12 protein-coding genes, 4 tRNA genes and 1 pseudogene are annotated in these 13,502 nt (G+C 60.9%); 6 read left to right on the top strand and 11 right to left on the bottom strand.

Features of this window, described 5'->3' with window-relative positions; all coding sequences use genetic code 11:
- Window positions 1-6 precede the first annotated feature (6 nt).
- Both recA and pncC read right to left on the bottom strand, forming a co-directional pair.
- On the bottom strand, window positions 7-1,071 hold the full coding sequence (gene recA, locus C3418_RS15470; protein WP_010672819.1) for a recombinase RecA: 1,065 nt from the start codon (window positions 1,069-1,071) through the stop codon (window positions 7-9).
- 80 nt (window positions 1,072-1,151) lie between these two features.
- On the bottom strand, window positions 1,152-1,643 hold the full coding sequence (gene pncC / locus C3418_RS15475) for a nicotinamide-nucleotide amidase (RefSeq protein WP_029313644.1): 492 nt from the start codon (window positions 1,641-1,643) through the stop codon (window positions 1,152-1,154).
- A gap of 199 nt (window positions 1,644-1,842) precedes the next feature.
- Between pncC and C3418_RS15480 the strand changes: the two genes are divergently transcribed.
- Window positions 1,843-2,250, top strand: coding sequence for a Spy/CpxP family protein refolding chaperone (locus C3418_RS15480; RefSeq protein ID WP_103858833.1), 408 nt, complete (start codon window positions 1,843-1,845; stop codon window positions 2,248-2,250).
- Between the two features lie 263 nt (window positions 2,251-2,513).
- A complete protein-coding gene (gene mutS, locus C3418_RS15485; protein ID WP_103858834.1) occupies window positions 2,514-5,084 on the top strand; it encodes a DNA mismatch repair protein MutS in 2,571 nt (856 codons plus the stop codon).
- Between the two features lie 70 nt (window positions 5,085-5,154).
- On the opposite strand, the gene C3418_RS15490 is transcribed toward mutS, so the two are convergent.
- Together C3418_RS15490 and C3418_RS15495 are read right to left on the bottom strand one after the other, a co-directional pair.
- On the bottom strand, window positions 5,155-6,753 hold the full coding sequence (locus tag C3418_RS15490) for a BCCT family transporter (RefSeq protein WP_049636524.1): 1,599 nt from the start codon (window positions 6,751-6,753) through the stop codon (window positions 5,155-5,157).
- Window positions 6,754-6,762: 9 nt separating this feature from the next.
- The gene (locus C3418_RS15495; RefSeq protein ID WP_010672814.1) at window positions 6,763-7,290 is read right to left on the bottom strand and encodes a hypothetical protein; all 528 of its coding nucleotides are present in this window, start codon (window positions 7,288-7,290) and stop codon (window positions 6,763-6,765) included.
- 163 nt (window positions 7,291-7,453) lie between these two features.
- Here C3418_RS15495 and C3418_RS15500 point away from each other — a divergent pair, with 163 nt between their 5' ends.
- Complete coding sequence (locus C3418_RS15500) at window positions 7,454-7,933, top strand: MarR family winged helix-turn-helix transcriptional regulator (protein WP_010672813.1); 480 nt, start codon at window positions 7,454-7,456, stop codon at window positions 7,931-7,933.
- A 182-nt stretch (window positions 7,934-8,115) separates the two neighbouring features.
- Here the strand turns inward: C3418_RS15500 and C3418_RS15505 are convergent.
- The 6 genes and pseudogenes from C3418_RS15505 to plsY form a co-directional block, all read right to left on the bottom strand.
- Window positions 8,116-9,203 (bottom strand): annotated as a pseudogene (locus C3418_RS15505) (IS3 family transposase); the annotation flags it as partial.
- A gap of 19 nt (window positions 9,204-9,222) precedes the next feature.
- Window positions 9,223-9,298 (bottom strand) — tRNA-Asn (locus C3418_RS15510).
- Window positions 9,299-9,306: 8 nt separating this feature from the next.
- Window positions 9,307-9,382: transfer RNA gene (locus tag C3418_RS15515), tRNA-Phe, on the bottom strand.
- A gap of 3 nt (window positions 9,383-9,385) precedes the next feature.
- Window positions 9,386-9,461 (bottom strand) — tRNA-Thr (locus C3418_RS15520).
- Between the two features lie 52 nt (window positions 9,462-9,513).
- Window positions 9,514-9,589 (bottom strand) — tRNA-Phe (locus C3418_RS15525).
- Window positions 9,590-9,636: 47 nt separating this feature from the next.
- Window positions 9,637-10,299, bottom strand: a complete 663-nt coding sequence (gene plsY, locus C3418_RS15530) for a glycerol-3-phosphate 1-O-acyltransferase PlsY (protein WP_029314836.1) — start codon at window positions 10,297-10,299, stop codon at window positions 9,637-9,639.
- 171 nt (window positions 10,300-10,470) lie between these two features.
- On the opposite strand from plsY, the gene folB reads away from it, so the two are divergent.
- The 3 genes from folB (at window position 10,471) to C3418_RS15545 (ending at window position 11,951) form a co-directional block, all read left to right on the top strand.
- Window positions 10,471-10,842 (top strand): dihydroneopterin aldolase, encoded by a 372-nt coding sequence (folB, locus tag C3418_RS15535; protein WP_010675798.1) that lies wholly within the window; start codon window positions 10,471-10,473, stop codon window positions 10,840-10,842.
- Window positions 10,842-11,351 (top strand): 2-amino-4-hydroxy-6-hydroxymethyldihydropteridine diphosphokinase, encoded by a 510-nt coding sequence (folK, locus tag C3418_RS15540; protein WP_103858835.1) that lies wholly within the window; start codon window positions 10,842-10,844, stop codon window positions 11,349-11,351. Before folB ends, folK begins: the two co-directional genes overlap by 1 nt.
- A gap of 117 nt (window positions 11,352-11,468) precedes the next feature.
- Window positions 11,469-11,951 (top strand): YbaK/EbsC family protein, encoded by a 483-nt coding sequence (locus tag C3418_RS15545; RefSeq protein ID WP_042864868.1) that lies wholly within the window; start codon window positions 11,469-11,471, stop codon window positions 11,949-11,951.
- Between the two features lie 9 nt (window positions 11,952-11,960).
- Here the strand turns inward: C3418_RS15545 and mdtD are convergent, their stop codons facing one another.
- Window positions 11,961-13,349: a multidrug transporter subunit MdtD gene (mdtD, locus tag C3418_RS15550; protein ID WP_010675801.1), complete on the bottom strand. Its 1,389-nt coding sequence runs from the start codon at window positions 13,347-13,349 to the stop codon at window positions 11,961-11,963.
- Window positions 13,350-13,502: the final 153 nt, after the last annotated feature.

Raw genomic sequence — 13,502 nt, forward strand, 5'->3', positions numbered from 1 at the left:
CATTCCTTATTCGAACTCTTGTTCGTTTTCGGCTTCAAACTCGTCGTATTCTGCAGCCGTGGCCTTCTCTTCCACCGGCGCAGCGCCGGAGAGCAGCAGCTCGCGCAGCTTCACTTCCACCTCGGCAGCCAGTGCCTTGTTTTCGGAGAAGAGCTTCATCACGTTGGCTTTGCCCTGGCCGATCTTTTCGCCGTTGTAGCTGTACCAGGCCCCCGCCTTGTCGATCAGCTTGTGCTTGACGCCGAGATCCACCAGCTCGCCCTCCTTGGAGATACCGGCACCATAGAAGATCTGGAACTCAGCCTGCTTGAAGGGTGGCGCCACCTTGTTCTTGACGACCTTGACGCGGGTTTCGTTGCCGACCACCTCGTCCCCTTCCTTGATGGCGCCGGTACGACGGATGTCCAGGCGCACGGAGGCGTAAAACTTCAGAGCGTTACCACCGGTGGTGGTCTCCGGGCTGCCGAACATGACACCAATCTTCATCCGGATCTGGTTGATGAAGATGCACAGGCAGTTGGCGTTCTTGATGTTGGCGGTCAATTTACGCAGCGCCTGGGACATCAGACGAGCCTGCAGGCCGACATGGGAGTCACCCATTTCGCCTTCGATTTCCGCTTTCGGGGTCAGGGCCGCCACGGAGTCGACGATGATGACGTCGACGGCATTGGAGCGCACCAGCATGTCGCAAATCTCCAGTGCCTGTTCACCGGTATCCGGCTGGGAGATGAGCAGGTCGTCAACGTTGACGCCCAGCTTGGCGGCATAGATAGGATCCAGTGCGTGCTCCGCATCGACGAAGGCACAGGTCTTGCCCTTCTTCTGGGCTTCGGCGATCACCTGCAGGGTCAGCGTAGTTTTACCGGAGGATTCCGGACCGTAGATCTCGACGATACGACCGCACGGCAGACCACCAATCCCCAGCGCCACGTCCAGAGAGAGAGAGCCGGTGGAGATGGCTTCGATATCCATGGTCTTGCTGTCGCCCAGACGCATGATGGAGCCTTTGCCAAACTGCTTTTCGATCTGGCCCAGCGCAGCCGCCAGTGCCTTCTGTTTGTTCTGATCCATGCCAATCTCCGCTGGGAATCGTGAGTAAGAAGTGAAGTTGGGCTAAGTATACTGTTTATGCATACAGTATCAAGCCCAATTTATTTGAGCAGTGCCAGGAGTCCGGACAAGGCCTGTCTGACCGCCTGCTGGCGCACCTGATGGCGATCCCCATCGAAACGGGCAAGCAGGGAGTGGTGACGACCGGTACGATCTGCCCAGGCAAACCAGACAGTGCCGACCGGTTTCTCCTCGCTGCCACCACCAGGCCCGGCGATACCGCTGATGGCCACGCAGATACCCGCATCGGAGCGGGCCAGGCAGCCCCGGGTCATCTCCAGCACCACGGGTTCGCTGACGGCGCCGTGGCGCAACAGGCTGTCGATGCTGACGCCGAGCATCTGCTGTTTGGCTTCGTTGGTGTAGGTCACGAAACCGCGATCGAACCAGGCAGAGCTGCCGGCAGTATCCGTGATGGCAGTGGCAACCCCGCCGCCGGTGCAGGATTCCGCCGTGGCGGCCAGCCAGCCTCTGGCCAGCAGTGCCTCGCCCAATTCCCGGGATAAGCGGGAGATCTCTGCTTCAAGTCCCATCATCGCGTCCTCTTCCGGCCTCTTCCAGGCGAAATATGGCGCTCATTATGCAGTTGCCCCGCTCCTCGGGCAACCGACCCCGGGGCCACTGCGTCAGCAAGTTGTCGTCGCTTAAGCTCCAGTACATGGCTGCTCGTTATCATGTTCCAACACCGCCATGCATGCGGTTTCCATCCCATCAGACCAAGGAGAAAGCCGGATGAAGCATCCGTTCAACGTCGCCATGATAGCCCTCGCAATGTGTATCGCCACCCATGCCTTTGCCACCGAGGGCACCGCCGAGCTGCAGAGCGAGACCTCCCTGGCCCAGGAGCTGAACCTCTCCAGCGCCCAGGTGGAGCAGATCAAGGGGCTGCGCGAGCAGGCCACCAGGGAGCTGGGCTCAATCAAGCTCGACGCAATTGGCCAGGACGTCATCGTCAACATGATCAAGTCCGGCAAATGGGATGAAGTGGCGGCGAGAAAGCAGTTGCAGACCATCAGCGACGTACAGGCCGAGGCCCGCTACCATCGCGCCCACTACCTCTTCGAGGTGAGCCGGGTGCTGACGCCCGAGCAGAAAGCCAAACTGCACGAGATGCTGAGCGGCGACGAAGCCATGTACTGAGGGCGACACTCTCCCCGTCTCTCCCATCCCCGCATCCGTGCGGGGATGCTATTTCTCCTCCCCCATGCCTCTTCTCGGCCAGGCTCCCCCCAGGCCACTCTGGTCAGCATCAGCCGGATGCACAGATCCGCGACGGGACGCCAGCTTTGCCCCCAAGACGGAGATTCCTCCTCACCATCTTGCCTCGAGCATGTAGAATGGCCCCCAGATTCAGACCCATGACGGCAGACGTTTGCCCGCAAGAGCACCTTCTGGAATAGCACATGACAGCACAATACCAAGCGCCAGGCGCCAACTTGAGCGCCCACACCCCCATGATGCAGCAGTATCTGACCCTCAAGGCCGAGAACCCGGAGATCCTGCTGTTCTATCGCATGGGCGACTTCTACGAGCTCTTCTACGACGACGCCCGCAAGGCCTCCCAGCTGCTCGACATCTCCCTGACCAAGCGCGGCCAGTCGGCCGGCAGCCCCATCCCGATGGCCGGGGTGCCCTATCACGCCATCGAGGGGTATCTCGCCAAGCTGGTACAGCTCGGCGAATCGGCCGCCATCTGCGAGCAGGTGGGGGACCCCGCCACCAGCAAGGGGCCGGTGGAGCGCAAGGTCATTCGCATCATCACCCCGGGCACCGTCTCCGACGAGGCGCTGCTCAGCGAGCGGCAGGACAACCTGATCGCCGCCGTCTACCACGATGGCCGCCGCTTCGGTTACGGCACCATGGACATCGGCTCCGGCCGCTTCTTCATCAACCAGTTCGAGAAAGAAGAGACCCTGCTGGCGGAGCTGCAACGCACCAATCCGGCAGAGCTCCTCTACCCCGAATCGTTCGCCTTCCTGCACCATATCGAGGGTCGTCGCGGTCTGCGCCGCCGCCCGGAGTGGGAGTTCGAGCTCGGCACCGCCCGCAAGCTCTTGTGCCAGCAGTTCGGCACCCAGGATCTGGTGGGCTTTGGGGTCGAGCAGAGCGAGACCGCCCTGTGCGCCGCCGGCTGCCTGATGCAGTACGTGAAAGACACCCAGCGCACCGCCCTGCCCCACATTCGCAGCGTGCGCCTGGAGCAGCCCGATCATGCGGTCATCATGGATGCCGCCACCCGCCGCAATCTGGAGCTGACCCAGAATCTGGCCGGCGGTCACGACAACACCCTCTCCGCCGTGCTCGATTGCACCGCCACGCCGATGGGCAGCCGCCTGCTCAAGCGCTGGATCCACCAGCCGGTCCGCGATCGGGTGATCCTCAAAGGTCGCCAGAGCACCATCAAGGAGCTCATCGAGCAGAACCTCTATGACGAGCTGGGCGGTTTGCTGCGCCAGGTCGGCGATGTGGAGCGGGTGCTGGCGCGCCTCGCCCTGCGCTCGGCCCGCCCGCGCGATCTGACCCGGCTGCGGCAGGCTTTTGCTCAGCTGCCCCAGTTGCAGCGTCTGCTGGCGGAGAGCGAGCACGAGGCGGTGCAGCAGCTGCGCGAGCGGGCGAGCACCTTCCCCGAACTGTTCGACCTGCTGGAGCGTGCCGTGATGGAGGTGCCACCGGTGCTCATCCGCGATGGCGGCGTCATCCGTGAAGGGTTCAATCAGGAGCTGGACGAGCTGCGGGATCTGGCCAATGGCGCCACCGCCAGCCTGGCCCGCATCGAGGAGCGGGAGAAGGCGCTCACCGGCATCAACACCCTCAAGGTGGGCTACAACAAGGTGCACGGCTTCTACATCGAGGTGAGCCGCGCTAACAGCCACCTGGTGCCGGCCCACTACATCCGCCGCCAGACGCTGAAAAACAACGAGCGCTACATCATCGATGAGCTGAAGAAGTACGAGGACAAGGTGCTTACCGCCCAGGCCCAGGCGCTGGCGCTGGAAAAACGTCTCTACGAAGAGCTGCTCGACGCCCTGCTGCCGCACCTTGGCGATCTGCAGGAGTCTGCTGCCGCACTGGCGGAGCTGGACGTGCTGGCCAACCTGGCCGAGCGGGCAGAGACCCTCGACTATCGCTGCCCCACACTCATCGACGAGGATCAGATCATCATCGAGGCGGGCCGCCATCCCGTGGTGGAGCAGGTGATGACCGACCCCTTTATCGCCAACCCGATACAGCTGGAGCGGGAGCGGCGGATGTTGATCATCACCGGCCCCAACATGGGCGGTAAATCCACTTACATGCGCCAGACCGCGCTCATCGTGCTGCTGGCCCATATCGGCGCCTTCGTGCCCGCCGACAGCGCCCGCATCGGCCCCATCGACCGCATCTTCACCCGCATCGGAGCGTCGGATGATCTCGCCTCCGGCCGCTCCACCTTTATGGTGGAGATGACCGAGACTGCCAATATCCTCAACAACGCCACCGCCCGCAGTCTGGTGCTGATGGACGAGATTGGCCGCGGCACCAGCACCTACGACGGCCTCTCCCTGGCCTGGGCCTGCGCCGAGCAGCTGGCAAGCAAGATTGGCGCCTACACCCTGTTCGCCACTCACTACTTCGAGCTGACCCGCCTGCCCGAGCTGATGAGCGGGCTGGCCAACGTCCACCTGGATGCGGTGGAGCACGGCGACACCATCGCCTTCATGCACGCGGTGCAGGAAGGTGCGGCCAGCCGATCCTACGGCCTGCAGGTAGCGGCGCTGGCCGGGGTGCCGAAATCGGTGATCCACCAGGCCCGCCACAAACTGCACGAGCTGGAGAGTGCCACTCCGGTGGCCGCCGGCGAAAGCCGTCCGGCTCCGGTCACTCTCGCCCCGCAACCCCATCCTGTAGTGGAGGAGCTGGCAGCAGTTCGCCCGGACGAGCTGACCCCGCGCCAGGCCCTTGACCTTCTCTATCGACTCAAGCAGATGCTGTAGCTACCGACCGCCGAACAGGCATGAAAAAGGGGAACCGCGAGGTTCCCCTTTCGTTTGACCGAACCTGTCATCAGCCCGGACCGATGCGATCCATCAGGCTCAGATTGACCGACCCCGGATGGCGCTTGAGCTTCTGCCTGTATTCGAACTGGTGCTGGCTCTCCTGTTTGAGCCCCTGCATCAGGGAGTAGCACATGGCCAGCATGATGACCGAGAAGGGCAGCGCGGCGATGATGCTGGCGGCCTGCAGGGCGGCAAGCCCGCCGGAGACCAGCAGAATGGCCGCGACCAGCCCCTGCCCCAGTCCCCAGATGGCACGGTGCAGCACGGGGGGATCCTGGTCGCCGATGGAGAGCAGCGTCGTAATCACGAGCGTGCCCGAGTCGCTGGAGGTGATGAAGTAGGTGCAGATAAGCAGGGTCAGCACCCCCTTGGCAATCCAGCCGAAGGTCTCCCAGTGCAGCAGTTCCACCGTCTTGTAGAGCGCCATGGTGACATCCTGATTGACCGCTTCCACCACGCCGCCGCCACCGAACAGCTCCAGGTTCATGGCAGTCCCGCCGAACACGGTGAGCCAGAACATGCCGAGCAGGGAGGGCACCAGCAGAACACCGAGCACGAATTCACGAATCGTGCGGCCCTTGGAGATGCGGGCGATGAACATGCCGACAAAGGGTGCCCACGCGATCCACCAGCCCCAGTAAAATGCGGTCCAGCTAGACTGCCAGGCCGAGGTACCGTTGGCTTCGGTATTGGTCCAGAAGCTCAGCTTGACGATGTTCTGCAGGTAATCACCGATGTTCTGCACATAGGCGTTGAGTATGTAGGTGGTCGGCCCCAGCACCAGGAAGAGGCCCAGCACGAACACGCTCAACCAGATATTGAGTTCGGAGAGGATCTTCACCCCGCGCCCGACGCCGGAGATGGCCGACAGGGTGGCAATCAGGCTGATGCCACCGATGAGCCAGAGCTGGTTCGCTTGTGACACGCCCATGCCGAACATCTGATTGAGGCCGGTGTTCATCTGGGAAACTCCCAGCCCAAGGGAGGTCGCCACCCCGAACACGGTACCGAACACCGCCAGCACGTCGGCGGCATGGCCCCAGAAGCCGTAGATGCGATCGCCAAGAATGGGGTAGAGCACGGAGCGGATGGCCAGCGGCAACTTGCGCCGGTAGCTGAAGAAGGCCAGCGACAGGCCGACGATCACATAGATGGCCCAGGGGTGCAGACCCCAGTGGAAGAAGGTGAGGCGCATGGCGATCTGGGCCGCTTCCGGCGTCATACCTTCGGTGATGAAGGGGTTGCCCTGCAGGTGATACATGGGCTCGGCGATACTCCAGAACACCAGGCCTATGCCCATGCCTGCGCTGAACAGCATGGAGAACCAGGCAAAGTAGCCAAACTCCGGTACCTGGTCGTCGTCGCCCAGCCGGATGCTGCCAAAGCGGCTGAACATCAGGTAGACGGCGAAGAACAGGAACAGGGCGACCACCAGGATGTAATACCACTTGAAGCCAGCAATGATGGTGTCCTTGGCCCCGGTAAACCAGGTGCCTGCGGTATCCGGATCAAAGACGCCGAACAGCAGGAAGAGGGTCACGACGGTGAGGGCCGTCATGGCCATGGTGGGATTGAGGCCTTTCAAAAGCCCTTTGGTTGCTCGCATCGGGCCTCCTTAGTCGTTGTTGAAAAAGTCTTCACCCACGTGATCGCCGGCACCGCCGATGGCGCGATAGGCCAGACGACCAGCCACCTGCTCACGGTGATCCACCAGGGTCACCGACGGCTGGCCGTTCACTGCGTGGCGTTTGCCGAGGAAGATAGCCATGGGCACCCCCAGATTGGAGACACCGCTGGTGATCCAGAGGCGGTTGAAGTCATAGGAGCCACCGATGAACTCCAGCTGTGCCAGCCCATTGTCCAGGCCCGCCAGATAAAAGTTCATGGCACTCTCGTCGGGGAAGAGGTGAACCAGCACATAGGCATAGCGCAGCTCATTGACCAACTCCTTTAGACTGAAAGAACCTGTGTTGCTGCAAGAGAGCGGCAGCTCGCCATCGTAGTGGTGTACCTTGAGGTTGTTGGGGTCCTCGTCATAAGCAGGTTGATAACGCACAAATGCCGCGGTATCCGGCAGTTCATAGCGAACTCTGACCACGCGCAGATCGGCAACCAGGGACTTGATATCCAGGTCGTCATGCATGATTTCACTCCTCAAATATCGGGTTGGAATGGGGCAATTGTCCGATAACCTAACACAATATTCATTAGAGCTGAAATCATTACATCAAAAACCATATTGACCTTGTTATGGATTAGGCGGAGAATTTCGCGCCTCTCCACAGCCCTGCGATGACCCAGACCCCATGGAAAAACATGATGAAGTGCTGATCGCCCTGCGCCAGATCATCCGTGCCATCGACATGCACTCCAAGCGCTTGATCAAGGAAGCCGGCCTGACCTCGCCCCAGCTCCTGCTGCTCAAGGGTATCGACGAGCTTGGCCAGATCTCCATGCGCCAGTTGGCGGATCACACCAACATGAGCCAGGCCACCGCCACCACCATCATGGACCGGCTGGAGAGCCGCCAGCTGGTGCAGCGCATTCGCAGCGAAACCGACAAACGCAAGGTGCATGCGACGCTCACTGACGCGGGACGCGCCCTGCTTGCCCAGGCTCCGACCCCCTTGCAGGAGAGTTTCATTCAACGCTTTCAGGCGCTGGAGAACTGGGAGCAGGGGTTGTTGCTCTCTTCCCTGCAACGCATCTCCGCCATGATGAATGCCGACGGTATCGATGCTGCCCCCGTGCTGAGTGTCAGCCCCCTGACCGAAGAGCGGGCCTGAACTGCAGTGCCTAATCCTGAAGTCCGTTTACATGTTTTCAGTTAACTTCTGGCACTCAGAACCCGATGTACCGCATCGGGGATTCTGCATTGCGAGGCCTAATGCGATCATTCTAGGTTATAACTACCCACCACCTTATGCACCATCTTCCTCATCTACACTAGGCCCTACGGGCTTTGCTACAGCAACTCTCCTTTCAGTATCCCGTTCACCCGCTCTGCCAGCGCATTCTGATAACAGTTATACCCATCAGTCATCGAGTACTGTACTCCGTACCGTTCATACAGCGTCTGATTCAAGCCTGAGCAATACTGCACCCTGCCGTCCGAGTGATGGATAAACTCCCCGCTGCCACACCGTTGCTTCAGTGCTCTCTTGAGCGCCATCACCACCAACTCAGCATGCATCCCTTCGTGCGTGTGATGCCCCGCTATCTTACGCGAGCAGGCATCCGTCACCAGGCTCAGGTAGAGTGGCCCGCTCTTTGCTGGCAGGTAAGTGATGTCGGCAACCGAGACCTGCCCTGGCGCCACCGCAGTGATTTTCACCGGGCCGGGTTTGAGCAAATTGGGATGGCGATAGAAACGCTGAAAACTGTGGAGCGTCTTGTGATAGGCCCGTTTGGGCTGCACCAACAGACGGTGCTCGGCCAATATCCGAAACAGTCTGTCCCACCAGACCGTCAGCCCAGCATCGTCTTGGCCCTGCAGCAGATAATGCTACTTGTGGATGCCCACCCGTAGTGAACTTTGCGCACAAAGCTCACTACCTGCTGCCCTTGTGCATGACGCAGGTCGGCGACCCGATTGCGATTGTAGTCAGCCTAACGGTTTATTCCGAGGAACCAGCAAGCACTGAAGATGGTCAGCTTTTCGACATACCGCTGCGAGAGAGCTTACCAGGTCGTTTTTTACGATTGAGGCGCCTTCAAAGAACTGAGCCTCCTGGCTCATCAGCGCCAGCTACTCGAGCTTCTTGATACGCTGTTCAGACATTTGGTTGTCGGGATCAGGCATGACGTGATCCTGCCAGCTCTAATCGATGCTCCCTGGCTCCAACCCTGCAGACCATGCTTATGCAACCATACCAGAATGGTCGAATTGCCCTGAATGCCATATTGGAATTGTGTCTACTGGTAGGTGAGTTCACCTTTTTCAATCTGCTCGACCAGGGACAATTTAAACCTCAGTGAGTAATCGCGCTGTGTGCGTTTCACAAGGTATAAGCCATATTCAGGACGGGGACAGTGGGAAAAGAAAAAGCCCAGCATTGCTGCTGGGCTTTTTATTTGGCTCCTCCTGCTGGGCTCGAACCAGCGACCTGCGGATTAACAGTCCGTCGCTCTACCGACTGAGCTAAGGAGGAATTATTCGTGGTGCCCAGAGACGGAATCGAACCGCCGACACGGGGATTTTCAATCCCCTGCTCTACCGACTGAGCTATCTGGGCAAATGGTGCCGGCTACCGGAATCGAACTGGTGACCTACTGATTACAAGTCAGTTGCTCTACCTACTGAGCTAAGCCGGCACACTTCAAACCATTGTGCATGAACACGTTTTTATTTCATGGCACCAAAATATGGTGCCCAGAGACGGAATCGAACCGCCGACACGGGGATTTTCAATCCCCTGCTCTACCGACTGAGCTATCTGGGCGTGGGCGCTATTAAACGGATTTTAGGGCAGGTGGTCAACGGGAAATTTCACTTTTCGTCTCGTTCGTCTCTTTTTTGCGCAGCATCATCCATTTTCATCACTTCTGCTGGCGGGACCGCTCCCCGGCGCCCCCAGAGGCGGGACTCCTCCCCCTTGAGCAGGCGGGTAATATTCTCGTGATGACGGATCAGGATGAGACAGGAGAGCAGGGAGACCGGCAACGTGTATTCCGGTTTGAGCAGATAGGTAAAGAGCGGAGTCAGCAACACGGTCACGATGGATGCCAGTGACGAATAGCCGCTCACCAGCAGCACCAGCAGCCAGGTGGTGATGACGGCGCCCCCCATGGCAAAGCCGATGGGCAGCATGGTACCGAGGGCGGTGGCGACGCCCTTGCCGCCACGGAAGTGGAAGAAGAGGGGGTACATGTGGCCCAGACAGGCGGCCACCCCGATAAAGCCGAGGTAGACGGGCTTGATCTGCAGATACCAGGCGAGGTAGACGGGGGCCATCCCCTTGAGCACGTCGAGAAGCAGTACGATCAGCGCCGCCATCCGGCCGCCGAGGCGCAACACATTGGTCGCCCCCGGGTTGTGGGAACCATGGTCACGGGGATCCGGCAGACCCGTGATGCGGGAAACCAGCACGGCACTGGACAGCGAGCCGCCCAGATAGGCCAGAATAATCATCAAAATCGTCAGGGCCGTCATCTTGGTCGTTTTTACCACGATATGAATGGGGTATGATGCGGGCCACATTCCCAGGCCCGGGCTTGCCCGAAAGCGTGTCGCCCAAACCGGCCGCCAGCGGCAATCTGCTTGCCGGGCCTGCATCCCTGCGCTGTTTTCACAGCCCATCAAGAGTAAAGAAGAAGTACTGTCATGGACAAGGTGTTTATTCGCGGACTCGAGGTTTTGACCACCATAGGTGTATATGAGTGGGAGAAGGGCATTCGCCAGAAGCTCTGTTTCGACCTCGAGATGGGGTTTGACAATCGCCCAGCCGCCGCAACCGACGATATCAATCTGGCGCTGGATTACGCCACCCTCTCTCGCAAGATCTGTGATCACGCCCAGGGCAAGATAGTGGAGCTGGTCGAGACCATGGCCGAGCAGGTCGCCGCCCTGGTGCTGGAAGACGAGCGGGTACAGTGGGTCAAGGTGACCCTGACCAAACCGGGTGCCGTGCCCAATGCGGCAGGCGTCGGGGTCGAGATCCTGCGCCATCGCACGCCGGCTGCGAGCGCCAACTGATGACCCGCATCTATATAAGTCTGGGATCCAACATCGCTCGGGAACGCCATATCCGCGCCGGCCTCGATGCCCTGCACGCCGAATTCGGCGAGTTGCAGGTCTCCCGGGTATTCGAGAGCGAGGCAGTGGGCTTCAACGGCCGCCCCTTCTACAACCTGGTGGTGGGTGCCGATACCGAGCTGCCCCTGGCGACCCTGTGCCAGCGGCTGCGCGCCATGGAGTTCGCTCACGGCCGCGAGCCGGATGCCAAGAAGTTCGCCCCGCGCACCCTGGATCTCGATCTGCTGCTCTACGGCGAGCTGGTCTGCGAGACACCGCTGGTGCTGCCGCGCGGCGAGATCCTCACCAACGCCTTCGTGCTCTGGCCGCTGGCGGAGCTGGCTCCCACATTCCGCCACCCCATCGATGGTCGCACCATCGGTGAGCTGTGGGCAGGTTACGACAAAGCCTCCCAGCGCCTTGACCCCATTCCCTTCCACTGGAAAGCGGGCGAATTGCAGCATCACTGAACAACAAGGGCACCCTCGGGTGCCCTTGTTGATGACTCCGCTGATGATGGATAAGAAACGATGATTGGGCCTGCGCCGGTGCAAGTGGCAGGATGACCGCCATCACAGGAGAACCCCATGCCACTCGATGCCATTCATGACTTCAACCGTCAGTTGCTCACCGACCTGCCCCACCAGCGCTTCGAGCACGAACCCATCCTCGATTACGCCACCGACGAGCGGGTCAAGGCTCGCCTCGGCTGGCAGGCCGAGTTCAGCAAGACCCTTTTCCTCAAATTCAAGGATGGTCGCTTCGCCCTGCTGCTGACCCACAGGGACGGCCGGCTCGACAGCAAGGCGGTCAAGGCGGCGCTCGGTGCCAAACCCTCCATCTGCACCGCCGACGAGATGCAGACCGAGATTGGCTGCCTGCCGGGAGCCGTCTGCCCCTTCCTGCCCCGCGCCGACATCCCCCTGCTGGTGGATCCCGTGCTCATGAATCACCACGCCTTTACCTGGACGCCGGGCCACCCCGAGCAGACTTTCCTACTGGAGACCACCCACCTGGCCGGACTGCTGGCCCGATTGCCCTGCGACGTGAGCTACCTGCCCGCCCCCTGAGCCTGGGACTCAGCGCTTTTCCCGCGCCAGCTGGGCGAAGATCAGCGCCGCCAGCATGGACATCAGGCCGATGCACAGATAGGTGAGGTGGAACCCCTCCAGCCAGCGGCCACTCTCCTCGGGCTGGCCGATGGAGAAGAGCCCCAGCAGGCTGGCGGCGATGGCCACCCCCAGGCTCATGGAGAGCTGCATCACCACCGACAGCAGACCGTTGCCGCTGCTGGCGTGCTCGCTGCTGAGATCCTGCAGGGTCAGGGTGTTCATGGCGGAAAATTGCAGGGAGTTGATGGCGCCAAAGACCGCCAGCCACACCAGCAGTACGCCGTGGGGCACCTGGTTGTCGATGAAATAGAAGCTCGCGATCATGGCCCCGAGCGCCAGGGTGTTGCCGATGAGGATGCGGCGATAACCGATGCGCGGAATGAGCTTGTTCACCAGCGTCTTGGTCAGCATGGCGCCGATCACCGTGGGGATCATGGTCATCCCCGCCTTGCTCGGGGAGAAGCCGAGCCCCAGTTGCAGGAAGAGCGGGGTGAGAAACGGCATGGCGCCGCTGCCGAGGCGGGCAAACAGATTGCCCCAGATACCGATGGCGAAGGTGGACGTCTTGAACAGCGCCAGACTGAACAGGGGCTGCTCCGCCGTGGCGGCATAGAGCCAGTAGCTCGCCATGGCGGCCAGACCGAACAATACCGCAAACAGGGCCCAGCCGGTTGAGATGCTGTGCTCCCCCAGGCCTTGCAGACCGACGGATACCAGCACCATGCCGACACTGAACAGCACAAACCCCTGCCAGTCAAACCTGGCGGTGTGCTGGCGAAGGTCGGGCATGAAGTGCCAGCTCGCCACGAAGCCGAGCAGGCCCACCGGCAGGTTGATGAGGAAGACCCAGTGCCAGCTCGCCACCTCCACCAGCCAGCCCCCCAGGGCCGGGCCGATGAGGGGGCCGAGCAGACCGGGGATGGTGACGAACGACATCACCCTCAGCAGCTCATGCTTGCTGTAGACCCGCAGCACCGCCAGACGCCCGATGGGCATCAGCAAGGCCCCCCCGACCCCTTGCAACACCCGGGCGATCACCAGCATGGGCAGGGTGTTGGCGATGGCACAGGCCAGGGAACCCAGGGTAAACAGCAGGATGGCGACCAGATAGACCCGGCGGGTGCCGAATCTGTCCGCCAGCCAGCCGGAGGCGGGAATGAGCAGGGCCACCGTCAGCATGTAGGCGATGATGACGGACTGCATCTGCAGCGGACTCTCGCCCAGGGCCTCGGCCATGCTGGGCAGGGCGGTGTTGAGGATGGTGCCATCCAGGGTCTGCATGAAAAAACCGACCGCTGTCAGCCAGGGCAGCCATTTGCGCTGGGCGGGCGTCACCATCGGGGAGCTGTCAGGCATGGTTCTGTCTCTCCTCATCACATAAGAAATCTATGGTCACCCCCTTTTTTGCAACCTTGATTTCGGGTGTTGTGGTTGGCTTGCTTAAATCTATCCGGCGTCTTGATGGAGAATGTTCTCCGCGCCACGATGAGAATCGCGCCTGACTGTCCT

Origin of the sequence: Aeromonas sp. ASNIH8 (assembly GCF_002919855.1) — a bacterium.
GTDB classification, from domain to species: Bacteria; Pseudomonadota; Gammaproteobacteria; order Enterobacterales; family Aeromonadaceae; genus Aeromonas; species Aeromonas caviae.